A 25915-nucleotide genomic window follows, 5' to 3' on the forward strand; every position below is an offset into this window, starting at 1 on the left:
TTATAAAACCTTTAAAAGAAAATAAAGGTTATTTTAAGATAAAATATTATTATGGCTCAACTTTTGTTTCTAATTTAGCAAACCCTTATTTAATTCATAAAAAATGAAAAAATATTTTACACTTATTATTGTAACCTTTTTTATAGTTACTTCTACTTTCAGTCAAGAAAAATACAAAATTAGAACGGTTGCTTTTTACAATTTAGAAAACCTGTTTGACACTGAAAATGACACGTTGATAAATGATGAAGCCAGCCCAATAATGGAAATGAAAGCAGACCGAAATATTATCTACCAAAAAAAGTTAGAAAATATGTCTAAAGTAATTTCTGAAATTGGTGTAAAAGAAACTAATAATAGTCCTGCAATTATAGGTGTTGTAGAAATTGAAAATAAAAAAGTTTTAGAAGATTTAATTGCTACTGACAACTTAAAAAGTAAAGACTATAGCATTATACATTATAATTCACCAGATTTAAGAGGAATTGATGTTGCACTACTTTACCAATCTAAATATTTTAGACCTACACATCACGAATCTTTTGAATTGAAAATTTTTGACACAGATGGTGCTAGAGTTTACACAAGAGATCAATTATTAGTTTCAGGTTATTTGGACGATGAACTTATACATATTATAGTAAACCACTGGCCTTCGCGCAGAGGCGGTGAAAAAAGAAGTAGACCTTCAAGAGAGAAAGCTGCATATTTAACTACTCAAATAATTGAAAAAATTAAACTGACAGATCCAAACCCAAAAGTGTTAATTATGGGAGATTTGAATGATGACCCTTATAATTCAAGCCTAAAAAAAGTACTTAAAACTAAAACCAAAAAGAAAAAAGTAAAAGAAGGTGATATTTACAATCCGTATGAAGATATGTTTAGAAGAGGACATAATACTTTAGTGTACAGAGATAACATAAATTTATTTGATCAAATAATGTTTACTTCTCCATTATTAACTACAAAAAAAGATTATTCTTCTTTTAAAATGTGGAAAGCAAATATTTTTAATCCTCAATATTTAACAAATCAATCAGGAAAATACAAAGGGTATCCACATAGAAGTTTTGTAGGTAGTAATTGGAACGGTGGATATAGTGACCATTACCCAGTTTATATTTACCTTATTAAAGAAGAAAATTAATCTGGTTGAAGATCTTTTAATAATAATTGGATCGAAGTATTTCCATTCCAAGTATTTTCATCAACACAAAAGGCAGCTTTAAAAGAGTTGCCTTTTTTTATTAACTCTTCTTTATCACCTAAACCAAAACCAATAGCATTGTAAGTTTTTTGATTTACACCATCAATAATTCCCAATTTTAAATGTGTTTGATCTGCACCAACTTTTTTACCATAACCATTATCTCGCAAACCAGACGACATAAAAGTAGGCTTCATATTTTGAGGCCCAAAAGGAGCTAATTGTTGAAGTATTCTAAAAAATTTTGGGGTAATTTCAGAAAGGTTAATTTCTGCATCAATACTAATTTCTGGAGTTCTTAATGCTTCAGGTAATGTATTTTCTACAACCTCTTCGAACTTATTTTTAAAATTTTGGTAGTTTTCTTCTTTAATAGTTAATCCGGCAGCATATTTATGACCTCCAAATTGCTCAATAAATTCTGAACATTGTTCCAACGCATTGTACACATCAAAACCTTTTACTGAACGTGCCGAAGCTGCCAAATAATCACCGCTTTTTGTAAACACCAATGTGGGTTTGTAATAGGTTTCTATTAATCTAGAAGCCACAATACCAATAACACCTTTATGCCAAGTTTCACTATAAACAACCGTTGAAAAGTTTTGTTGTTCATGAGCGTCTTCAATTTGTTGTAAAGCTTCAACTGTAATGGTTTTATCTAATTCTTTTCGTTCGTTATTATTATTTTCTATTGCTGAAGCAAATTCAACTGCCGATTCAAAATCTAGCTCCGTTAACAATTCAACCGCATAATTCCCATGCTTAATTCTTCCAGCAGCATTAATTCTAGGCGCAATAATAAACACCACATCTGTAATTGTTAATTCTGTTTTTTTAACCTGATGAATAATTGCTTTTATACCATTTCGTGGCTGTTGATTAATCACTTGCAAACCAAAATAAGCCAACACTCTATTTTCTCCGGTAATTGGAACAATATCTGCTGCAATTGCAGTGGCTACCAAATCTAAATATTGAGTTAAATCATCAATAGTTTCGCCTCGTTTTTCAGCCAACGCTTGAATTAATTTAAAGCCAACGCCACAACCACACAGCTCTTTATACGGGTATTCACAGTCTTCACGTTTTGGGTCTAAAACCGCAACAGCCTTTGGTATTTCACTTCCTGGCCTGTGGTGATCACATATAATAAAATCAATCCCTTTTTTTGTGGCATACTCAACTTTATCTATGGCTTTTATTCCACAATCTAACGCTATAATTAAACCAATATCATTATCCTCGGCATAATCTATTCCCTTATATGAAACTCCATAACCTTCAGCATATCTATCAGGAATATAAGTTGCAATGTTTGGTTGCAATGTTTTTAAATATGAAGACAATAAAGAAACCGAAGTTGTTCCATCAACATCATAATCTCCATACACTAAAATATTCTCACCGTTAGCAATTGCCAATTCAATACGCTCCACTGCCAAGTCCATATCTTTCATTAAATATGGGTTATGCAATTCATCTAAACTTGGTCTAAAAAATGCTTTTGCTTGTTTAAAAGTTTCAATTCCACGCTGTACTAAAAGTTTTGCTAATGTAATTTCTACTCCAAGCTCTTTTGCTAATTGTAAGATTATTTGAGGATTAGGTTCTGGTTTTAATTTCCAACGCATTTTATAGCTTTTTCCTCAAAAGTAAACAAATATAATTTATTGCTCTATGTATTCTATTTCGTGAGAAGTAGCCGAAAACTTACGGAACATTTCAAAAACACCACAATAGCGTTCAACCGATAAATTTACAGCCTTTTCAATTTTACTCTTTTTAAAATCACTTCCATAAAAGCGATAAATAACTTTTACTTTATCATATACTTTTGGGTGTTCATCTGTAAGGTTTGCCTCAACTTCAATTTTAAAATCATCAACCTCTGCGCGCATCTTTTTTAATAATGAAGCAATATCCATAGCTGTGCATCCTGCCAATGCAGTTAACATCATAGCTTTTGGGCGTAAACCTTTACCTTGTCCACCAACATCTTCACCTGCATCTATCATTACGCTTCCTTCGGGCGCAACAGATTCAAACAACATTTGCCCTTTCCAACTTACTTCAATTTTATTTGTCATAATAGTATTTATTTGTTTAAGATTAACAAATGTAAAAGAAATATTAATTAAAAATCGTAACATTTTTCATAAATCAACTACACATAATTAAACACAAGTTGTCTTTTAAAAGAAATCAAATTTTGACTAGTTTAAAATATTATTTCTTTCTAATATTTAGTATCTTCGATAACTTCATAAAAATTGTAAAACTATGTTAGAATTTTTCGACGGAATGTCAACACTCGAACAAACTTATTGGATTATAGCGTTAATTGGTTCAGCTATATTTCTAGTTATATTCATATTAACATTTATAGGAGGTGGAGATACAGATATGGATGCAGATGCAAGTGATTTTGAAGCAGATGATGGTGGCGTTGGTTTTCAATTTTTTACTTTTAAAAATGTAGTTGCTTTTTTCACAATTTTTGGATGGACAGGTATTACCTGCCTTGATAACGGATTATCAATTGGATTAACACTAATTCTTTCAGTAATTGCTGGTTTATTAATGATGGTTTTAACAACTTCATTATTTTTTTGGATGAATAAATTATCAACATCTGGAACTTTAAAAATAAAAAATGCAATTGGTGTAATTGGAGAAGTTTATTTACCAATTGGAGCTAAACGCTCTAAAATGGGAAAAGTGCAAATTAAAGTACAAGGAAGTTTGCGCGAATTAGAAGCCATTACCGATAATGAAGAAGAATTAAAAACAGGCACAATGGTTAAAGTTACCGAAATAGTGAGCGCCGAATTATTATTAGTTGAAACCTTATCTAAATAAAAATAACTATGAATTTATTAACACTTTTAGTACCCTTACAATCTGGATTAACAGGAGTTTATTTAACTGCTGCAATAATAATTATACCCGTGGTATTTATATTTGCTATGATACGAAGGTACAAACGTTGCCCTTCCGATAGAATATTAGTGGTTTACGGAAAAACTGGCGGTGGACAATCTGCCAAATGTGTACACGGTGGTGCAGCATTTATTTGGCCAATTATACAAGATTACGAGTTTTTAGATTTAACTCCAATGTCTATAGAAGTAAATTTAACAAACGCATTAAGTAAACAAAATATTCGTGTAAATGTACCTTCTAGATTTACTATTGGTATTTCAACCGAACCTAGCGTTATGCAAAATGCTGCTGAACGTTTACTAGGTTTAAGTTTAGACGCTGTACAAGATTTAGCACAAGAAATTATTTTTGGTCAATTACGTTTGGTAGTTGCCTCTATGGATATTGAAGAAATTAATTCAGATAGAGATCAATTTTTATCACATATTACACACAGTGTTGAAGCCGAATTAAAAAAAGTTGGTCTAAAACTTATCAACGTAAATATTACCGATATCCACGATGAATCTGGATATATTGAAGCTTTAGGTAAAGAAGCTGCTGCAAAAGCTATTAATGAAGCTAAAGTTTCTGTTGCAAAAAAAGTTAGAGATGGATCTATTGGTGAAGCTAACGCAATGCAAGACCAACGTATTCAAGTTGCTGCTGCAGATGCAAACGCTGTTGAAGGAGAAAATACAGCAAAAGTTCAAATTGCAAATTCAGATGCGAATAGACGTTCTAGAGAAGCTGAAGCTGAAAAAATTGCCATTGCTTCAGAAAAAGTACAAGCTGCAAAAGCTTTAGAAGAAGCATATGCCGCTGAAAAAATTGCTGAAGATGCCAGAGCAACACGTAAAGAAGCAGAGCAAGGTGCTGATATTATTGTACCTGCTGAAATTTCTAAAAGAAAAATGGAAATTGATGCGGAAGCAGAAGCGGAACAAATTAGACGTATTGCAAAAGGTGAAGCCGATGCCATATTTATGAAAAAAGAAGCTGAAGCAAAAGGTATTTTTGAAATACTAACAAAACAAGCTCAAGGTTTAGACGAAATTGTAAAAGCCGCAGGTGAAGACGCACAAAATGCTGCTTTATTATTAATTGCAGATAAATTACCAGAATTGGTTAAAACCCAAGCCGAAGCAATTAAAAATATTAAAATTGATAAAGTTACCGTTTGGGAAAATGGTGGTGGTGGAAAAGATGGTAAAACATCTACATCTAACTTTATTTCTGGAATGTACAAAGCTGTACCACCATTACAAGAAATGTTTAATATGGCTGGTATGCAATTACCTGAATATTTAAAAGGAAAAGATATTGAGGATATAACTTCACAAGAAGAAACATCTAAAAAACCAATCCAAAAACCCGAAAAGGATTCAAGTAATAAAACAGAATAAAACTAAAAGCAGTTTGAAACATTATTTTTCAAACTGCTTTTTTTTAATTTCAACACTATGAAAAAGATTGTACTACTTTTTGTATTTCTTACTGCTATTAGCTGTAAAAAAGAAGATAAATGTGATGGAATTGATTGCTTTACACCTCCACAAACTTTTATTTTTGAATTAGTAGATAAAACTACAGGTGATAATTTATTTACAACTGGAAGTTTAAATAGTTCTGAAATTACTGTAGTTGATGAAAATACGACTTCTGTTAATTTTAATTTTATCTCTGAAAACAATTTAAACTTAATCGAACTTTCAGAAATTGGGTGGAACATGGGTTTAAATTATTACACCGTTAAAGTTGATTCTATTGAATTTACAATTTTTTTAGAAATGGAAAGCAAACATGAAAACTGTTGTTGGTTTTTTAGTGTTAAACAATTTAATATTTCTAACTACTTATTTGAACAATCCAACGCTACAGGTGTTTATAAAATTATAATAGAGTAAAATGATTGGACTAGGATCAATGTCGGGATACCTCGAAAGGCTTCGCGAAACAAAAACTCGTAGAGCCAACCGTCAAAAAGAATTTAAAGGAGGAAATAATTATTCTAACGTTAAAGAAAAAAAAGCAACTTATAATTTTCCAAAAATGAGTATTTACACCTTCTCTGAATTTAAGAAAAAATTGAAAGAAGAGTCTCAACAAGAACAAAAAAAAAGAATTACACTTTGGATTTTTACTATAATTATTCCTCTAACAATTGGACTTGCAATTTTCTTACTTTATTAAAATTTGAGTAAATTTATAATACTATTTAATTTATAGGTAGTTAAAACATAAACTTATAGTATATGGAAGATCAATTAAAAGAATTAGTTAACAATCCTACCGTAATAAAAATAGCAACTATTTTAATTGGAATACTTATAATTTGGCTTATAATTAAAGCTATTCAAAGAAACTTTATTTCAAAATTAAAAGATAGAAATCACCGCCATAAAACAAAAAAAGTATCAACTTTTGCTGGTTATCTGTTTTCTATTATTCTAATTGCAATAATTTACAGTAACAAATTAGGTGGTTTTACTATTGCTTTAGGTGTAGCAGGTGCAGGAATTGCATTTGCCTTACAAGAAGTTATTGCCTCTTTTGCTGGTTGGTTAGCTATTTTATTTGGTGGCTTTTATAAAACTGGAGATAGAGTTCAATTAGGTGGAATAAAAGGTGATGTAATGGATATTGGTGTTTTGCGTACAACTGTTATGGAAATTGGACAATGGGTAGATGGTGATTTATACAACGGAAGAATAGTATTAATTGCTAATAGTTTTATTTTTAAAGAACCTGTTTTTAATTATTCTGGTGGTTTTCCGTTTTTATGGGACGAAATTAAAATTCCCATTCAATATGGTAGTAATTATATAAAAGCTAAAGATTTATTTACTAATATTGCCAAAAATACTTTAGGTGATTTAGCCAATGTTTCGCAAGAAAAATGGAGCGCTCTTCAAAAGGAATTTTTATTAGAAAACGCTCAAACAGAACCTATGGTTACACTAATAGCAAATGATAATTGGGTAGAATTTACCTTAAGGTACGTGGTTCATTTTAAAAAAAGAAGAATTACAAAATCTGAATTATTTACTCAAATATTATCTGAAGTTGAAAAAACAAATGGAGCTATTAAATTTGCTTCTGCAACCTTCCATTTAGTTGAAGCTCCTGATTTTAATGTTAACATTTCAAAAAAATAACTTAATGTTTTTATATACACAATTAGATCCTACTGTTGCTTTTGTTTCAGTTTTAGCCATACTTATTATCATATTTGGTTTAATTCTTAAAAGATTTAAACAACCTTACATTATTGGTTATATTATGATAGGTGCTTTATTAGGTGAACACGGAATTGGTCTAATAAAAGATACTGAATCCATTCATCATTTAGGTGAAATTGGAATTATTTTATTATTATTTTTTATTGGTATGGAAATTAGCTTACCTGAATTAGTAAAGCAGTGGAAATTAGCAGTTATAGGTACGTTATTACAAGTTTGTATTAGTGTTTTAATTGTAATAGGAATTGGTTATTTTTTTAATTGGAATATTCAACGCTCTGTAATTTTAGGGTTTGTAATTGCATTAAGTAGCTCTGCTGTTATTATAAAAATAATTCAAGATAAAAACCTAATAACCACAAGAATAGGTAAAAATGTATTAAGTGTTTTATTAATGCAAGATATTATAATTGTGCCCTTATTAATTATAACTTCTATAATTGGCGGCAAAGAAGAACCTGTAGAAAAAATTATTTTAATGGTAGTTGGTGGCTTACTTGTAATGGCTATTTTAGTTTATATTTATATTAAAAGAAGTATTAAATTACCATTTGAAAGCAAACTTGAAAACGATCATGAATTACAAGTTTTTGCTGCTATTTTATTGTGTTTTGGAGGTGCACTTTTAGCTTCAATTTTTGGTCTTTCACCTGCGCTAGGTGCTTTTGTTGGAGGAATGGTAATGCACGTTTCTAAAGCAACCGACTGGATTTACGATACCTTGCACTCGTTTCGAGTACTGTTTGTAGCCTTATTTTTTGTGAGTATTGGGCTTCAAATCGATTTTCAATTTATTATAAAAAATTATGTGGTAATTTCTATAGTATTATTATCAGTCTATTTAACCAACCATTTTATAAATTCATTTATTCTAAAATTATTTTCTTGTAAATGGCACGAATCTATTTTAGGAGGTGCACTATTGGCTCAAATTGGTGAATTAAGTTTTTTAATAAGCTCTTCTGCATTTTCACTTGGAATTTTAGGTAGTTTTGGTTATAAATTTACCATTAGTTTAATTTCATTAACATTATTAATAAGTCCATTTTACATCTCTAGTACTGAAAAATTATTGAAAATTCTTCAAAAAAAGAAACTTATGAAACTTCATAAAATAAAAAAATAACTATGAGTTTTGGTGGACATGTATATGATATGATAAATAGAGTAAAGCAAAATGCAGCTCTAAAAAATGCTCGACGCGGAAAATTTAAAGGAGGAAATGATTATTCTAAAATTAACAATAAAAAAACTGAATATGATTTTCCTAAAATGTCTAAAACTGAACTGGAACAATTCAAACAAAAATTAAAAAAAGAAGCTAAACAAGAACAACATAAAAAAGTTCTATTTTGGATTTTTACCATTCTAATTCCTTTAAGTATTGGGTTAGCAATTTTCATCCTTTATTAAAAATAAGTAACTTTATAAATTCATATTATTAATAATTATTTATGCAAGAAAAACACAACTATTTTATGTCAAAAGCTATTGAATTAGCTAAAAAAGGAGTTGATTCAAATGCTGGAGGTCCATTTGGCGCCGTTATTGTAAAAAACGGAGAAATTATAGCAGAAGGATACAATAGTGTAACTTCTAAAAACGACCCAACTGCCCATGCCGAAGTTGTTGCAATTAGAAATGCTTGTAAAAAACTAAACTCATTTCAATTAGACGATTGTATAATTTATACTTCATGTGAGCCTTGTCCAATGTGTTTAGGCGCTATTTATTGGGCTAGACCAAAAGAAGTTTATTATGCTTGTACAAGAGAAGATGCTGCAAATATAGATTTTGATGATCAATTTATTTATAATGAAATTTCTAAAGAAATTAATGGAAGACAAATTCCTTTTATTAATATTTTAAGAAAAGAAGCTTCAGTAGTCTTTAAAAATTGGGCAGAAAAAGAAGATAAAATCGAATATTAAAACGGTTTTATAATGAGTGTACTCAAAGATCTAAACGAACTTATTTCAAATGGAATAATAACCAAAGAAATAGCTTCTAATATTGAAAACTATTACAATTCTAAAAAAAGTGACTCTACCAATAAGCTTTTTATTGTTTTTGGAATTTTAGGAGCAATTTTGGTTGGTTTAGGAATTATTCTAATACTTGCTCATAATTGGGACAATTTATCTAGATTTACTAAAACCATTCTCGCATTTACTCCTTTACTAATTGGACAACTAATATGTGGATATGTACTACTAACAAAAAGAAAAAATGTTGCTTGGAGAGAAAGTGCTTCTACATTTCTATTTTTTTCGGTAGGAGCAAGTATTTCTTTAGTAAGTCAAATTTATAACATACCGGGAAACATTAACACCTTTGTTTTAACATGGATGCTTCTGTGTTTACCTTTAGTTTATTTACTAAAATCTTCAATAACATCACTACTTTATATAATTGGAATTACCTATTTTGCTTGTAACAGTAGTTATTGGTCCTACCCAAATAAAGAATCTTATGAATTTTGGTTACTACTAATATTAATTATTCCACATTATTATAACTTATTTAAAAACTCGCCTAAAGGCAATTTTTTAATTTTCCATAATTGGTTTATTCCTTTAAGTATAATTATTACATTAGGAACACTTTCGCATAATTATGAAAAACTTATGTACCTAGTTTATATAAGTTTATTTGGATTGTACCTAATTATTGGTGAAACTGATTATTTTAAAAACAATAAATTACGAAATAATAGTTATAAAGTATTAGGCTCTGTTGGAACTTTAATTACGTTATTAATTTTAAGTTTTAATGAGTTTTGGGGTAAACTACAAACAGTAGAATTTATATTTTTAAAATTGTTAGATTATATTGAAATAGCCACTATTGTAATAATTACCTGTGCTGCTGTGATCTTATTTTTTATACAAAAAACATATCAATCCATTAAAAACAGCTCGTTAATCGAATATGTTTTCTTATTATTTATTCCGATATTTTTAGTTGGCTTATATAGCTCTATTTCAGTAATTTTAATAAACCTTTTAATTTTTATAATTGGTATATTAACCATTAAAAAAGGTAGTAACCTCAACCATTTAGGTGTTTTAAATTTTGGACTTATACTAATTACAGTTCTTGTAATTTGTAGATTTTTTGATACAGATTTAAGTTTTGTTTTAAGAGGCTTGTTATTTGTAAGTGTTGGAGCAGGTTTTTTTATAGCCAATTATTTAATGTTAAAAAAGAGAAAAAATGAAAAGTAAAACAATCCTATTTTCACTTTTTATACTAATTGTTTTAGTGCAACTTTATATACCACTTAAAATGATTTTAGGCGAAGAAGACGTTCTAACTAATGGAAAAGAGTTTAAATTTGAAACAGCACCTGTAGATCCTGTAGATCCTTTTAGAGGGAAATATATTTCGTTGCGTTTTAAAAATAATACTTTTCCAATTGAAAATAAAGAAGATTGGGCTAGAAATGAAGAAGTGTTTGTAATTTTAAAAAACAACATTAATGGATTTGCTGAAATTGATACTATTGTACATAAAAAACCTTTAGAATCAATAGATTTTATAAAAACAAAAGTTCAGTATGTTTACGCATACAAAAAAGAAAAAACAATTTCTGTAAAGTATCCTTTTGAACGATTTTACATGGAAGAATTCAAAGCAAAAGAAGCAGAATTATTAGCTGCAGATACATTTAAAGATACTACAAAAACAATTTATGCTTCCGTATTTATAAAAAATGGAAAAGCTGTGTTAAATAATGTGTTTATAGATAAAATTCCTATAAAAGATTTAGTTTCAAAAAAAGAGAACTAATTAAATTCAATTCTGTAATTTTATAAACTTTAAAAATTCCATTGAGTTTATGATGTGCAAAAACAGTTTATGTATACTTTTTAGTTTGTTTTTTGGATATGCAATAGCTCAAACTAATATTCCTCCAACATTAACTGCTACCGGAGATCAATATTATTGCCCACAAACTCAATTAAATGTTGTTACAGACTTTAACATAATAGACCCTGACGACACTGAAATCGAGGCAGTTTATATTCAAATTTCTACAGGTTATGTAAATGGTCAAGATAGTTTAATTTTAACAGGTAGTAATCCAAATATATCAGCATCTTGGAATATATCAGAAGGAAAATTAACTTTAGAAAGTTCAACAGCTGGAAGTGCATTATATATAGATTTAATAGCCGCAGTTAAAAATGTTGTTTTTCAAAGCACTTCAGCAAATCCAACGGTAGATAAATCTTTTTCTATAACTATTGGTGACGCCAATTATTTACCATCATCAGGTCATTTTTACGAATATGTTCCTGCACCTGAAATTACTTGGAATGATGCAAAAATAGCTGCAGAAAATAGAACTTATTTTAGTTTACAAGGCTACCTAGCAACAATAACTTCTGCGGAAGAAGCACAACTTTCAGGTGAACAAGCAGAAGGACAAGGCTGGATTGGAGGAAGTGATGATGCTGTTGAAGGAACTTGGAGATGGGTTACAGGCCCAGAAGCTGGGCAATCCTTTTGGTTTGGTCTATCTGGTGGTAACAATATTGGAGCTGATTTCACATATGAAAATTGGGCAAACAACGAACCTAACGATTGGCCTAATGCTGGAGTACCTGATGAAGAAAACTACCTTCATGTATATGACGATGGAAGTTGGAATGATTACCCAAATTACAACGCTGCAATTCAAGGCTATATAGTTGAATATGGAGGAACACCTGGAGATCCTGTTTTAAATATTTCAGCAAGCACAACAATTTCAATGGTTAATATTACAGGTATAACTGAAAATAACACGTGTGATTCAGGAAGCTTAACCTTATCTGCAACATCTAATTATGGAGATATCTTATGGTTTGATTCACTTACCAGTACCACTCCAATTTTTACTGGAACAAGCTTTACCACACCAAATATAACATCCACTACAACTTATTATATTTTACCATCAGTAAATGGCTGTACTAATGGAGTTAGAACGCAAGTAACAGCAACCATTTACAACATACCAACAATAACTACTACAACTGGAGCAACTATTTGCGAGTCTGGGAGTGCAATTTTAAACGCCACAGCCTCTGCAGGAACTATAAATTGGTACAATTCTTTAGCAAGTGGAACACCTTTAGCAACTGGAACAAGTTTTACAACACCAACCTTAACAACAACTACAACTTATTATGTTGATGCAACTGAAAATGGCTGTACTACTACAACAAGAACTCCAGTTGAAGCTACAGTACAAAATACAGCAACACCAACAGGAACAGCAACTCAAACTTTTTGCGATATCGAAAATGCTACGTTAGCTAATTTAATTGTAGTTGGCACTAACATACAATGGTATGCAAATTCTTCAGGTGGATCACCTCTAGATACTTCAACTATTTTAGCCGATGGATCAACATATTATGCAACACAAACTGTAAATAATTGTGAAAGCCCAACTAGATTAGCAGTCAACACAACCATTTATAAAACTGTTACAATTCCTTCAACTATTCCCATAATTAAAACTTGCGACACAAATATAGATGGAGATGACACCAATGGTTTTTCTGAATTTGATTTAACTTTAAATGAATCAACATTATTAAATGGAGAATCAATATCAGATTTTACAATTCGTTATTTTACAGACGCTTCTTACTTGGCTTCAAGTGAAATTCTAAATCCTTATAATTTCAGTAATACACTAGCTAATAACCAAACCATTTATGTTCGAGTTGAAAATAATTTAGATGCTTCTTGCTATAAAGATTCATCTTTTGAAATTGAAGTTACAACGCTACCCGTAATTACTTCTCCTGTTGTATTAAAAAATTGTGATGAAGATGGAATTCCAGATGGATTTACAAATTACAATTTAGAACAAGCTTCACCTTTAATAACTAACAATAATTCTAGCTTAACTGTAACTTACTTTTTATCGTATGCTGAAGCTGATACAAATTCTGGAGCAATAAACCCTTCGCCTTTTAACAATGCTTCAACCACAACACCAAACACTGTGTTCGCACGTGTAGAAAACTCATTTGGTTGTCACCGAGTAGCAACAATAAATTTACAAGTTTCCACAACTTCTTTTCCTGCTGGATACACACATTCTCCACTAGAAGCTTGTGATACTGATAATTTAAATGATGGAATTGCTACTTTTGATTTAACAACTGTTTCAAACGATTTTATAGCTTTATTCCCTCCAACAGGACAAACATTAACCGTCCATTATTACAGAAACTTAACAGATGCTGAATTAGAGCAAAATGAAATTTTACCGCAAAACGATTATAGAAACGAAACGCCTTATTCACAATCGCTATTTGTACGTGTTGAAAGTGAATTAAATGAAGAATGCTTTGGTATTGGAGAATATTTAACCCTAAATGTTCAACCAAGACCAGAATTTGAAGTGATTTCTGAAGCTATTGTTTGCTTAAACAATACCCCATTAACATTAGAACCATTTAATGCTTTAGATAATTACACCTACGTATGGAAATTAAATGGTGCCACTGTTGGAACTAATGAAACTCTTGATGTTTATATAGGTGGCGAATATAAAGTTTTTGCTAATTCATCCGCTGGTTGTGAATCTTTTGAAAAAACCATCAATATTTCTGAATCTAACATTGCAACTATTACACAAAACGATATTACAGTTACTGACGATTCAAACAACAACAGTATTATTTTAAACACTACTAATTTAGGAATAGGAGATTATGAATTTGCTTTAGATGACGAATTTGGATTGTACCAAGACGAACCTTATTTTGACAACGTAACTCCTGGAATTAGAACTATTTTTATAAGAGATAAAAACAATTGTGGCACATTCCCAATTCAAGTTTCAGTTATTGGATTTCCTAAATATTTTACTCCAAATAATGATGGAACAAACGATACTTGGAATATTTTAGGAGCAACTTCCAATTTTTTCACTTCATCTCAAGTATATATCTTTGACCGTTTTGGAAAATTAGTAGCAAAATTCGACACAACTAATTCTAACGGTTGGGATGGAACATACAATGGTAATCAATTACTTTCTACAGATTACTGGTTTAAGGCTCAATTAATTGATAACGAAGGAAATGCACGAGAAAAAAGTGGGCATTTCAGCTTAATTCGCCATTAAATAGCTGAAACAATTTAATTTAGTACTTTTACAAAATTCTTAAAAAAAATAAATTAAGGAAATTTTTTATGAAAAAACTCCATGCCTGCCTATTACTTATACTTTTTATAACTATTAATAGTGTAAACGCACAAATTTTAGAAATTAACAATGCATCTCAGGCTGAATCTTTATTTTCTCCTCAAGAATTAGTTGAAAATATTTTAATTTCTGGTGCATGTTCTCAAGTTGATACTTTTTCTTCTGTTACCTACGGAAATCCTTCAGATACAAATACCAAAAGTTATGGATACTTTAAAAAACCAGCTTTAAGTACCTTTCCATTTGAAGAAGGAATAATATTAACAAATGGTAGAGCCAATCCAGCAGGAAATACTGCAACTAATTCAACTATTGATTATGATAATTCATTAGCTGGTGATTTAGACCTAGAAACAGCACTTAGCCAATCTAACACGAACGATGCCACCTATATAAAATTTAACTTTGTTCCAACTTCAACAAGTATTAGTTTTAGATATATAATGGCTTCAGAAGAGTATTCTAATGGTTTTGAGTGTACCTATGCCGATGCCTTTGCTTTTTTATTACGCCCATTAGGTACTACAACGTATACTAATTTAGCTGTAATTCCTGGCACAACTACTCCAGTAAGCACTATTAATATTCACCCTGAGGTTATTGGAGATTGTGATGCTATTAATGAAGAATATTTTGAAGGCTATAAGTTAGGAGATACTAACTACGGTGGAAGAACTAAAGTTTTAACTGCTGAAGCAACAGTTGTTCCAAACCAAACCTATGAAATTAAACTTGTAATTGCAGATCAAGGTGATAGCTCATATGATTCTGCAGTATTTTTAGAAGCGGGTAGTTTTATTTTAGGAGCTGATTTAGGTGAACCAAAATTAACTTCAACAAATAATGCCGCTTGTGGAGGTTCTGTACTTTTAGATGCTTCTATTGTAGCAACATCTTATAAATGGTTTAAGGATAATGTTGAAATAATAGGAGAAACTAGCCAAACTTACAATGCAAATTTAGGTGATGGTTTATATGCTGTTGAAGCTACTTTAGCTGTAGGATGTGTTGCCAATGATGAAATTGAAGTTGAATTTACCACCCAACCTACCGCTACAATGCCATCTGATTATATTCAATGCGACGACGATGATGATGGATTAATGTTTTTTGATTTTGAAACTATAAAATCTCCTGATATTGAAAATGGACAAAGCAATGTAAATACTACTTACTATACTTCTCCAGAAGATGCTGACAGTAGAAATAATCCGCTACCAAATCCTTACGAAACTGGAAATACAACTATTTATGCAAGAGTAGAAAATAATAATAGCTCAAACTGTTTTGCTACTACTAGCTTTAATGTTGAAGTTATCAGAGAGCCTTCTCCATTAGATCCCGCTAGTATTATTCCATTAGCATTATGTGATAACACAACATATGGAACGGATACTGATGGATTTGTAACATTAGATCTCACAACAAAAAATAATGAAATTTTAAATGGCCAATCAGCAGCTAATTTTAATGTTGATTATTACACTGATACTTCATACAGCTCAATAATAGCTGATTACACTTCTTTCACTAACACTATTTCTGGAGGGCAAACTATATATGTTAGAGTTTCAAATAAGTTAAATAGCTCTTGTTTTAGTGACACTTCTTTTGAAATAAATGTTTTTCAATTACCTATTGTAAGCTCCAATGTTCAACTTATTCAATGTGATGATGATACGGATAGTATTTCATTATTTAATTTAACAGAGGCAAATCAATTAATTTCTTCTGGAACAAATGAAATTTTCACCTATTATTTAACACTAGCTGAAGCTGAAAGCGGTTTAGTTTCAGACCAAATAAGTAATTTTACTGCATATCAAAACCCAACACCAATAACTAGTATAGTATTTGCTAGAATTGAAAATGCTAATGGATGTTATAGAACTGCTCAAATAGATTTAATAGTTGGAGCTTCTCAAATTCCTTCAACTTTTACCCCTTTAGAATACACAGTTTGTGATAATGAACTTATTGATGGAGATAAAAGAAACGGAATTGCTGCTTTTGATTTTTCAAATGCTGAAACTCAAATTGATGCTTTGTTTCCTACACAAAATATTACGGTAACATTTTATAATAATGAAGCAGATGCTTTAGCTGAATTAAATGCTATTACAGATATTTCAAATCATAGAAATGAAGGCTACCCTAACACTCAAAATATTTATGTTAGAATTGACAGTGATGTTGCAAACGAATGTGTAGGTTTAGGCAATTACGTTAATTTAAATGTTGAATCTTTACCTTTTGCAAACCCTATAACTATTCCAAGGCAATGTGACGATAATCCAACAGATACTGAACAAGCCACAACTTTTGATACTTCTAATTTAGAAAGTGATTTGTTAAACGGCCAAACCAATGTTTCTGTAACATATTATAATGCGCTAGGAAACCCATTAACTGATATTTATGGCTCATTAATTACAAGTGTTTTCCCAAATACATTTAGAACATTATCACAAACCATAACAGCAAGAGTATCTAACAACACTACAAATGCTTGTTTTGATGAAACTGAAATTGAATTTATTGTTGATGTTGCTCCTATTGCAAATACTGTAATTATTGCTCCAGCTTGTGATGATGGAGATAGCGACACTGATGGCTTCCACGAGTTTGACACCTCTACAATTGAAAGTACACTTTTAGGTACCCAAACAGGAATGACAGTTACGTATACAGATGCTAATGGAAATGCTTTATCAAGCCCATTACCAAACCCTTATAACACTACAACACAAACCATAACTGCTAAAGTAGAAAACCCATTAAATTCAACATGTATTGCTTCAACAACTATTGATTTTATTGTAAATCCATTGCCAGAATTTGACGTTACAACACCTCAAATTGTTTGCTTAAATAATCCTTCAACTACTTTAACAATTGATTGGGAAAGTGAAGTGTATTCATATGATTGGACTGATGGGTACGACAATTTATTAGCCTCAAATTCCACTGAATTAAATGTAAGTGTTGGTGGTTTATATAAAGTAATTGCAACCAATAGTTTTGGGTGTAAAAGAACTTTAGAAATTCAAGTAAACGAATCGAGCATTGCAACTATTACAGAAAACGACATTACAGTTGTTGATGATTCTAGCAACAACAGTATTACAATAGACACTTCAAATTTAGGAATTGGAGATTATGAATTTGCTCTAGACGACGAACTTGGCTTTTATCAAGATGAACCATATTTTGACAATGTAACTTCAGGAGTTAAAACTATTTTTATTAGAGATAAAAACAATTGTGGTATTTTTTCAATTGAAGTTTCAGTAATTGGTTTTCCTAAATATTTTACTCCAAATTATGATGGAACAAACGATACTTGGAATATTTTAGGAACAACTTCTAATTTTTTCACATCTTCACAAGTATATGTATTCGATCGTTTTGGAAAACTAGTTGCACAATTCGACAGCACTAATTCTAATGGTTGGGATGGGACTTACAATGGCAATCAAGTGCTTTCTACAGATTATTGGTTTAAAGCACTACTAGTTGATAAAAATGGAAATACAAGAGGTAGAAGTGGACATTTTAGTTTAATTAGACAATAATTGCTGATTTCAAAAATCACTTGATAGTTAAATTCCTATAAAATTGACTAATTTTGCCGTTATGGTAAAAGAAATTCAAATTCGTGTTCAACTTCAGGAAGAAAAAGTAGCTGGTTTTTTAGAAAAAAAAGTTGCACAAAATTTGAGTATCAAAGAAAGTGAAATTACAGGTATTAAAGTACTTCGAAAATCCATTGACGCACGTAAAAACCCAATATTTTTCAATTATAAATTAGCTGTTTATATTGGTGAACCTATTCCTGAAAATTCTGAATATACTTTTAATTATAAAAATGTTTCTTCAGCTAAAGAAATACACATAGTAGGTTTTGGCCCTGCGGGAATGTACGCTGCTTTGCGTTGCATTGAATTAGGTTTTAAACCAATTGTTTTAGAACGCGGAAAAAACGTACGTGATAGAAGACGAGATTTACGTGCTATTAATCAATTTCATATAGTAAACGAAGATTCTAATTACTGCTTTGGTGAAGGTGGTGCCGGAACCTATTCTGATGGAAAATTATATACCAGAAGTTTAAAACGTGGAGATGTTAGAAGAATTTTTGAAAACCTTGTTTACCACGGTGCAACAGAACAAATTTTAGTAGATGCACATCCACATATTGGAACCAATAAACTTCCAAAAGTTGTTAAAAACATTAGAGAAACTATTTTAAAATACGGTGGTGAAATTCATTTTGAAAGTAGAGTTGTAGATTTTGTAATTAAAGAAAATAAAATACAAGCAATTCAATTGCAAAATGGTAAAGAAATGAAAGCTAAAGCTATCATTTTAGCTACCGGACATTCGGCTAGAGATATTTATTATTTACTAAAAAGAAAAGATATTTCAATAAAATCAAAGTCTTTTGCAATGGGCGTTCGTGTAGAGCATCCGCAAGAAATTATAGACTCTATTCAATACCACTGTAAAGGTGAAAGAGATGAATTGTTGCCAGCAGCATCGTACAGTTTGGTACATCAAGTAGCTGGAAGAGGTGTGTACTCTTTTTGTATGTGTCCTGGTGGATTTATTGTTCCTGCTGCAACTGCAAATGGTGAAGTTGTTGTAAACGGAATGTCTCCTTCAAAAAGAAATAACTTGTATGCAAACTCTGGAATGGTAGTTGAAATAAACGCTGAACAAGATTTAAGAAAATATGAGGAATTTGGCGAGTTAAAAGGATTAGAGTTTCAAAAAGATTTAGAAAAATTAGCTTGGGTTGCTGGTGGAAAAACACAAACTGCGCCTGCACAACGCTTAACCGATTTTATAGATGGTAAATTATCCAATACTTTAAACGCTACATCGTACCAACCCGGATTAAAATCAGCATCATTACATTCAATTTTACCAAAACAAATTGGTGGTAGATTACGCAAAGGTTTTGCTGAATTTGGTAGAAAAATGCGCGGTTTTAATACTAATGAAGCGAATATAATTGGTGTGGAATCTAGAACATCTTCTCCAGTAAATATTCCGAGAAATGAGCAATTAGAACATCCTGAAGTTGAAGGTTTATTTCCTTGTGGTGAAGGTGGAGGTTACGCAGGCGGAATTATTTCTGCAGCTATGGATGGTGAGCGTTGTGCAGAAGCTGCTACAACAATAATTGGCAATTGTAAGTAGAGTTTAATTATTTCTTATTTTAATTACTGCTTTTTCTGGACAGACTTCAAAGCAATTTCCACAATGTAAACAGTGTTCTTGAATTATTTTATATTGTGTTCCTACTTCAATACAGTTTTGTGGGCATTTTTCAACACATAAACCACAACCATTACAATCATCAGTTATAAAATACCCAAACTCTTGAAGTTTACTTCCTCCAAAAGAAAAGTTTCCTCTAGTGATTGGTTTTGTAGATAAATCGAAATAATCTCCCTGACCTTTGTACAAACAAAAAACCTCCAATGCTTTACGGCTTTCTTCAGAAGGATAAATAGTTGCCATATATGGATTTTTATCAAAAATTTCTTCTAACCTTCCAGAACCAATATTTCTAATTGCTCCTGAAATTGAAATTGCCTTTTTTGACATAGAGTCTTTTCCTCCACTCATTCCACTTAAAGAAATGTATGGCTTATTTTTCAACTGTTTATAAAACTCTTTCCCTTTTGCTGTTAAAAAATAAACACCTTCATTGTCATACAACATCATATCAATAACTCGTGTTCTTGGCAGTCCATTTTCATCAACTGTTCCAACAACTACTGAATGAATTTCATTAACTAAAATCTCTAAATATTCATTTGTTTTCATATTTATTCTTAATCGTATAAAAAAAGACTTTCATATTCATTTTCAATTTTATAGGAAGCAATTTTATCAGCAAAAATATATGGTAAATACAAGTTGTCACCATCAATATTAATATCCGCTGGGCCAAAAGGGAACGACTTTAATAAAGTGCTCTCATTTTCGGTTAAATAATATACTTCTTTAGCCATTGGAGCACTTACTAAAAACCCGTTTTTATAAGCAACTACACCATCTAACACACCTAATTGATGACCTGAAGGTATTGGTTTTATAGATTTACTTGCAATATTTACTCTATAAACTGAACCTAATACATTTGTTGGCGATTGCGGATTCATTTCTTTACCATAATCAACAACTATTAAATCTTTACCTTGAACTAAAACTCCGTTTGGATGGTGAATTTCAGATGTATCTAACCAAATTTCTAATTGGTTGTTTTTAATGGTATAAATTTTTCCTCCTGGAACATCAGAAATAAAAACCTGGCCATTTTTTGAAATACTAACATCGTTTAATGAAACTGCAGTTTTAGATTCTATACTTTTAACTACTTCTCCTTTTTCAACATCAATAATTCTAATAAATTTTTGGTCTGCAACATATAGTTTTCCTTGGTACATATCTGATCCACAAGGTCCAGATAAATTATCAATCCACTTGTCTTCAATAACTTTTCCGTCTTTACTTACTTTGCTAATATGTCCAACACCGCCTTTCATATTTACATTTGAAACATAAATCCATTCGTGGTTTATTGATGCGAAAATGGATTCTGGCATTGCTCCTCCTGAAAGCTCCCATCTTTTTTCAGCGGTGTAAGTTTCATTTAATATGTCTTCATCATATTCTCTAGCTAATTCCATTTTATTGTTTAATCCGCCTTCAATAGCTTCATTTAAAAGCTCTAAAGTTTCTTTTGTATAGGATTGATTGTTATGTACATCAAAAATTACAGATGGATTTTTCCAGTTTTCATAAATATAAAAAGAGTTTTCTTGTCCTTCCACAGTATAAAAATCAAAGAATATATTACCAGTTTCTTTGCGTGAATTAGTAGTATGCTTTTCAAGTTGTTTTATAACTCTTTCGCGGTAATCTCTTTTTACTGTAAACGGAATAAACACGGCTTGTTCTTCTCCTGTAGAAATTAAAGGTTTTGAATTTATATGACCTAGGTTTTCATCTTTAAGTCTAATTATTTCTGGTGCGCTTTGCAAAGCTTGCTTAAATAATGGAGCTAGAGCTTTACTATGTGGTAATGTTTTATGCAATTCGTAAGCTTCTTCATTTGTCCATTTTGAATACACATAAAATACATTTGAAATGTTATTATTTGCGTACAATTTCATTTCTAAATTACCTTCTTCCTTTAAAGAATTGTTTAGACTATTAACTTGTGCTTTTCTAAATTCTTTTACTAATTCTGGTTTTACTGTGAATTTAACCATTTGCGTAATTGTATCGGTTTCTGAATTACAACCCACTAAAATAAATACAGTAAATAACGTTAATATTAAATTTTTCATCTTAATTAATTTCTTTAACAAAGTTCATATACGGTTCTAAATCTCCTACAACAGCTTCATTCATTAAAGCTCCTGTTATTTCAGAGTATGGTTGTTTCATATGAATTTCCCATACGTCAGATTCCTTTCTCCAATGTTCATAAACAACCAAAGTATCATCTTGTCCTTCAACTGTGTACAAGTCAAATAAAATATTTCCTTTCTCTTTACGTGTATTCTCAATATGAATTTCGAATCGATCTAATAATTGCTGTCTATACCCTTCTTTAATTTTAAATATGAAGAAAATGATAAACAATTCATCTTCTGAATTTAACTTTTTAGCAGCAACAGGAGCTGGATTTGTTTCCCCAAGAATCATAATATCCGGAGAACAAGCTAATGTAGATTCAGCTACTTTTAGCATATTTAATGCGTGAGCAGATTGCTTATGGCTTTCTAAAGCGGCTTCATCTTTCCAACTATCATAAGCAAAAATTATATTAGGATTCTTTGTGTCTTCAAAAAGATTCATTCCTTTAAATCCTTCTTCTTGTTGAGAACCTTTTTTATTTTCTAACAACGCTTCCATAAAGGCTTCTCTACCTTCTGGTTTTGTTGTAAATTTTACAATTAAATGTATCATTAAGTTTTTTTTATAACGTTACTACAACTTTACCAACAGTTCTTCCACTTTCTAATTGCATATGAGCTTCTGCCATTTTTTCAAAAGGAAACGTTGCTGAAACATGTGGTTTTAAAATATTACTTTCTAACATTCTTTTCAAAGTGTTCATATCATTTCCGTTTGATTGAACTAATAATGTAGAAACTTTAATATTGGTATTACTTACCGTTTTTTTAACTTCTTCTAAAACTGGCGGAGGCGTTGGTAATGACAATACTTCTCCATCTTTTTTTAATACTTTTACTGAATTAATTAAGATTTCTCCTCCCATTCCATCAAGTACAAAATCAATATCAGTTAAAACTTCTTCAAATTTTTGAGTTTTATAATCAATATGCTCATCTGCACCTAAAGACATGACAAATTCTTTATTTTTTGCTGAACTTGTTGAAATTACATAGGCTCCCATATTTTTCGCAATTTGAATAGCAAAATGTCCAACACCACCAGAACCTGCATGAATTAAAACTCTATCATCTTTTTTAATTCTTGTCTCTAATACTTGTAATGCTGTAAGTGCAGCCAATGTAGTTGCAGCAGCTTTTTCAAAAGAAGTATTTTCAGGTATTAATGCTAAATGATCTTCAGATGCAGCAACATATTCTGCATATGCATTACCGGCTCCAGGAAAGTTTACCATTCCAAATACATTATCACCAACTTTAAATTTTGCTACGTTGTTTCCAACTGAAACAACAGTTCCTGAAATATCCCAACCTAAAATCACTGGGCGTTGTTCGCCATACATCATATTCAATCCTTCTTCAGCACTTCTAACTTTAAAATCTACTGGGTTTATACTCAAAGCTTTTACTTCAACCAATACTTCATTTTCATTTACAATAGGCTTTTCAATTTTGGTTGTTATTAAATTCTCAATTCCTCCTGCTTTTTCTAATACTATTGCTTTCATATTTTATAATTTTTATTCTACTATCATTTTTATAGTGACAAAAGTATGTATAGTTTCTATTTCTCACAATAACGGTCAAACATGATAGTATAAAATAAAAATATTAAAACCTTGTAATACAGCTTTTTAAATAAATTAAAAAACACTATAAAAAGTATAGTTGTATAATTTAATATAGTTTCATAAATTTACTGAATCTTATTAAGAGTATTATGGATAGAAAAGAGTTGTTTGAAAAAAAACCAATGATAAAACTTCACGATAAGTTATTTCCTTGCCCTACAAGTGCAGCTATGGATGGTGAACGCTGTGCCGAAGCGGCTACTAAAAACCTTTTACGTTAAACATTCTATTATGAATTTTAATATCTCAACACATATTGCAATATTAAGTTCAGAATTTACACAACTAAATTTCAAAAATATTTTTTCTGAAAACATACTAAATAAAATGGGATTGTTTACCCACTTTACACTTAACGCTATGATTGAAGAAGAATCTAAACGTGACACTTCAATTATCTTTCAAAGAGAAGGACAAAGTTTACGATCAATGTCTAATGGAGAGCGAAAAATTAGTTTATTAAACTATTTGCTCTCATTAAATTTTGAATATTTATATATTGAAAACTTCTATGATAACCTTGATTCTGAAAATCAAAAAAAACTAGAAAAATTAGTAATTGAAGCTTCAAATAAAACAACAATTATTCAAGTTGTTTACAAAGAAAGAGAATTATTACCGTTTATTAAATCATTCTATTTTTTAAAAAAAGGTGAACTTAAATGTTATTCAAAACCAGTATCAACATTTTTTGAAGTAAATGAAAATGTTTTTTCAAAATTTAACATTCCTAAAACCACTACAAATTACACGTACAATTATTCCACTTTTGTAAAACTAGATCAAGTATCTATAAGTTATTTAGAAAAACCTATTCTAAATAATATATCTTGGGAAATTAAATTAGGTGAATTTTGGCATTTGGTTGGAGAAAATGGGTCTGGAAAAACAACGCTATTATCCTTAATAACGGGAGATAACCCTAAAGCATACGGTCAAAACATTGTGTTATTTGACAAGCTAAAAGGTACAGGTGAAAACGTTTGGGAAGTTAAAAAAAAGATAGGCTATTTTACACCAAATATAACTGAATTATTTAACCGAAGACACGCTACTTTACATATGATACTCTCTGGCTTTTACGATTCAATTGGCTTATATGTAAAACCATTAGAAGTTCATATTAAATTGGCTAATGAATGGTTAGATCTTATACAAATGTCAGCTTTTGCTAAAAAAACCTTTGCTTCTTTATCTTATGTACAACAACGAATGGTTTTAATAGCAAGAGCAATGGTAAAACATCCTCCGTTATTAATTTTAGACGAACCTACTTCTGGTTTAAATAAAGAAAATGCTAGGCTTATTGTAGCGCTTATAAATAAGATAGCTAAAGAAACCAAGACAACTATTATTTATGTTTCTCATACCGTAGAAAAAGATTTAAAACCCGATAAAATATACAATCTTATAAAAACTAATACTGGATCTACTGGAAATATTCTTTAATAGCTTTTGCTACACCATCATTTTTATTAGTATCAGTAACTGAATTAGCAACTTCTAAAACTTCAACTTTTGCATTACCAACTGCAACACCTAAACCAACGGCTTTTAGCATTTCAACATCATTATAATTATCACCAAAAGCTACTACATTTTCCATAGTTAAATGTGGATAATTAACATCAATTAAAGTGTTAATTGCAGTTTTTTTAGAAATAGACTTATGCGAAATTTCAATATAAGTTTCTTTAGATCTATACAACATAATTTCATCTGAAAATTCAATTTCTAAACTTTTATAAAGTGTATCAATTTCATTCTCATCACCCATACACATAATTTTATGTGCGCCTTTTCCTTCGTTTTTCCACTTTTCTAAAACTTCAATATTAGACAATACTTCTGGAGTAACTTTAGTGTTATTTTCTTCACGTTTTGCCCAATAATCCATACTTGGCACATACCATTCATCAGCGTGGTATAAACTTAAATGAATTGAAGTTTCTTCACATTTTTTAATAGTTTCAGCTAAAACAGTATTATCAATTTCAGTTGAATGCAATACTTTTTCATTGTCCAAAACCAATCCGCCATTATAAGCAATTAGTGGTGTTGATGTATTACCAAATTCAGTTTGTAAATGACGCATAGCTTTTGGCATTCTTGAAGAAATTAATATAAACGGAATTGGAGCAATTCGCTGCACTTGCTCAATAGTGGCTTTTGCCAATTCTCTATCTTTATTCAACAAGGTTCCATCAATATCAGAGCAAACTAATTGGTACTTCATAATAGCTTATTTA

At 30.5% G+C, this 25915-nt stretch carries 23 protein-coding genes; 16 read left to right on the plus strand and 7 right to left on the minus strand.

Annotated elements, in window-relative coordinates:
• Positions 1–103: 103 nt before the first annotated feature.
• Positions 104–1150 carry an endonuclease/exonuclease/phosphatase family protein gene (locus tag R3X25_RS03700; protein WP_317671974.1) on the plus strand — a complete coding sequence of 349 codons (1047 nt, stop codon included), beginning with the start codon at positions 104–106 and terminating at the stop codon, positions 1148–1150.
• Here R3X25_RS03700 and recJ read toward each other — a convergent pair.
• Entirely contained in the window at positions 1147–2844 is a 1698-nt protein-coding gene (recJ, locus tag R3X25_RS03705) for a single-stranded-DNA-specific exonuclease RecJ (protein ID WP_317671976.1), read from the minus strand. The two genes, R3X25_RS03700 and recJ, sit on opposite strands and share 4 nt — an antisense overlap.
• Before the next feature lie 36 nt (positions 2845–2880).
• Positions 2881–3300 (minus strand): OsmC family protein, encoded by a 420-nt coding sequence (locus R3X25_RS03710; RefSeq protein WP_317671978.1) that lies wholly within the window; start codon positions 3298–3300, stop codon positions 2881–2883.
• 193 nt (positions 3301–3493) lie between these two features.
• On the opposite strand from R3X25_RS03710, the gene R3X25_RS03715 reads away from it, so the two are divergent.
• From R3X25_RS03715 to R3X25_RS03775, 13 genes are all read left to right on the plus strand, one after another.
• Complete coding sequence (locus R3X25_RS03715; protein WP_317671981.1) at positions 3494–4072, plus strand: hypothetical protein; 579 nt, start codon at positions 3494–3496, stop codon at positions 4070–4072.
• 8 nt (positions 4073–4080) lie between these two features.
• A complete protein-coding gene (locus tag R3X25_RS03720; protein ID WP_411556558.1) occupies positions 4081–5541 on the plus strand; it encodes a flotillin family protein in 1461 nt (486 codons plus the stop codon).
• A 57-nt stretch (positions 5542–5598) separates the two neighbouring features.
• Positions 5599–6042: a hypothetical protein gene (locus tag R3X25_RS03725; RefSeq protein WP_317671984.1), complete on the plus strand. Its 444-nt coding sequence runs from the start codon at positions 5599–5601 to the stop codon at positions 6040–6042.
• A 1-nt stretch (position 6043) separates the two neighbouring features.
• Complete coding sequence (locus tag R3X25_RS03730; RefSeq protein WP_317671986.1) at positions 6044–6328, plus strand: hypothetical protein; 285 nt, start codon at positions 6044–6046, stop codon at positions 6326–6328.
• Between the two features lie 62 nt (positions 6329–6390).
• Positions 6391–7293 (plus strand): mechanosensitive ion channel family protein, encoded by a 903-nt coding sequence (locus R3X25_RS03735; RefSeq protein WP_317671988.1) that lies wholly within the window; start codon positions 6391–6393, stop codon positions 7291–7293.
• Between the two features lie 4 nt (positions 7294–7297).
• Positions 7298–8503 carry a cation:proton antiporter gene (locus R3X25_RS03740; protein WP_317671990.1) on the plus strand — a complete coding sequence of 402 codons (1206 nt, stop codon included), beginning with the start codon at positions 7298–7300 and terminating at the stop codon, positions 8501–8503.
• A 2-nt stretch (positions 8504–8505) separates the two neighbouring features.
• Positions 8506–8790: a hypothetical protein gene (locus R3X25_RS03745; protein ID WP_317671992.1), complete on the plus strand. Its 285-nt coding sequence runs from the start codon at positions 8506–8508 to the stop codon at positions 8788–8790.
• 65 nt (positions 8791–8855) lie between these two features.
• Positions 8856–9308 (plus strand): nucleoside deaminase, encoded by a 453-nt coding sequence (locus R3X25_RS03750; RefSeq protein ID WP_411556559.1) that lies wholly within the window; start codon positions 8856–8858, stop codon positions 9306–9308.
• A gap of 12 nt (positions 9309–9320) precedes the next feature.
• Positions 9321–10604 carry a DUF2157 domain-containing protein gene (locus tag R3X25_RS03755; protein ID WP_317671996.1) on the plus strand — a complete coding sequence of 428 codons (1284 nt, stop codon included), beginning with the start codon at positions 9321–9323 and terminating at the stop codon, positions 10602–10604.
• A complete protein-coding gene (locus R3X25_RS03760) occupies positions 10594–11169 on the plus strand; it encodes a GDYXXLXY domain-containing protein (protein ID WP_317671998.1) in 576 nt (191 codons plus the stop codon). Before R3X25_RS03755 ends, R3X25_RS03760 begins: the two co-directional genes overlap by 11 nt.
• Positions 11170–11218: 49 nt before the next feature.
• A complete protein-coding gene (locus tag R3X25_RS03765; protein ID WP_317672000.1) occupies positions 11219–14515 on the plus strand; it encodes a T9SS type B sorting domain-containing protein in 3297 nt (1098 codons plus the stop codon).
• Between the two features lie 68 nt (positions 14516–14583).
• The gene (locus tag R3X25_RS03770) at positions 14584–18171 is read left to right on the plus strand and encodes a choice-of-anchor L domain-containing protein (RefSeq protein ID WP_317672002.1); all 3588 of its coding nucleotides are present in this window, start codon (positions 14584–14586) and stop codon (positions 18169–18171) included.
• A gap of 61 nt (positions 18172–18232) precedes the next feature.
• Positions 18233–19801 (plus strand): NAD(P)/FAD-dependent oxidoreductase, encoded by a 1569-nt coding sequence (locus tag R3X25_RS03775; RefSeq protein ID WP_317673396.1) that lies wholly within the window; start codon positions 18233–18235, stop codon positions 19799–19801.
• A gap of 3 nt (positions 19802–19804) precedes the next feature.
• Here the strand turns inward: R3X25_RS03775 and R3X25_RS03780 are convergent, their stop codons facing one another.
• From R3X25_RS03780 to R3X25_RS03795, 4 genes are read right to left on the minus strand one after another with little or no spacing between them, the layout of a single operon-like run.
• Complete coding sequence (locus R3X25_RS03780; RefSeq protein WP_317672004.1) at positions 19805–20434, minus strand: 4Fe-4S binding protein; 630 nt, start codon at positions 20432–20434, stop codon at positions 19805–19807.
• Positions 20435–20442: 8 nt separating this feature from the next.
• Positions 20443–21963 carry an antibiotic biosynthesis monooxygenase gene (locus tag R3X25_RS03785; protein WP_317672006.1) on the minus strand — a complete coding sequence of 507 codons (1521 nt, stop codon included), beginning with the start codon at positions 21961–21963 and terminating at the stop codon, positions 20443–20445.
• Between the two features lies 1 nt (position 21964).
• Complete coding sequence (locus tag R3X25_RS03790; protein ID WP_317672008.1) at positions 21965–22588, minus strand: putative quinol monooxygenase; 624 nt, start codon at positions 22586–22588, stop codon at positions 21965–21967.
• A gap of 10 nt (positions 22589–22598) precedes the next feature.
• Positions 22599–23543: an NADP-dependent oxidoreductase gene (locus tag R3X25_RS03795; RefSeq protein WP_317672010.1), complete on the minus strand. Its 945-nt coding sequence runs from the start codon at positions 23541–23543 to the stop codon at positions 22599–22601.
• Positions 23544–23755: 212 nt separating this feature from the next.
• Between R3X25_RS03795 and R3X25_RS03800 the strand changes: the two genes are divergently transcribed.
• Together R3X25_RS03800 and R3X25_RS03805 are read left to right on the plus strand one after the other, a co-directional pair.
• Entirely contained in the window at positions 23756–23887 is a 132-nt protein-coding gene (locus tag R3X25_RS03800) for a hypothetical protein (RefSeq protein WP_317672012.1), read from the plus strand.
• Positions 23888–23897: 10 nt separating this feature from the next.
• On the plus strand, positions 23898–25115 hold the full coding sequence (locus tag R3X25_RS03805; RefSeq protein WP_317672014.1) for an ABC transporter ATP-binding protein: 1218 nt from the start codon (positions 23898–23900) through the stop codon (positions 25113–25115).
• Here R3X25_RS03805 and R3X25_RS03810 read toward each other — a convergent pair.
• The gene (locus tag R3X25_RS03810) at positions 25096–25902 is read right to left on the minus strand and encodes a Cof-type HAD-IIB family hydrolase (protein ID WP_317672016.1); all 807 of its coding nucleotides are present in this window, start codon (positions 25900–25902) and stop codon (positions 25096–25098) included. The genes R3X25_RS03805 and R3X25_RS03810 overlap by 20 nt on opposite strands.
• Positions 25903–25915 lie beyond the last annotated feature (13 nt).

This window comes from Lutibacter sp. TH_r2, from assembly GCF_033101135.1.
Classification (GTDB): domain Bacteria; phylum Bacteroidota; class Bacteroidia; order Flavobacteriales; family Flavobacteriaceae; genus Lutibacter.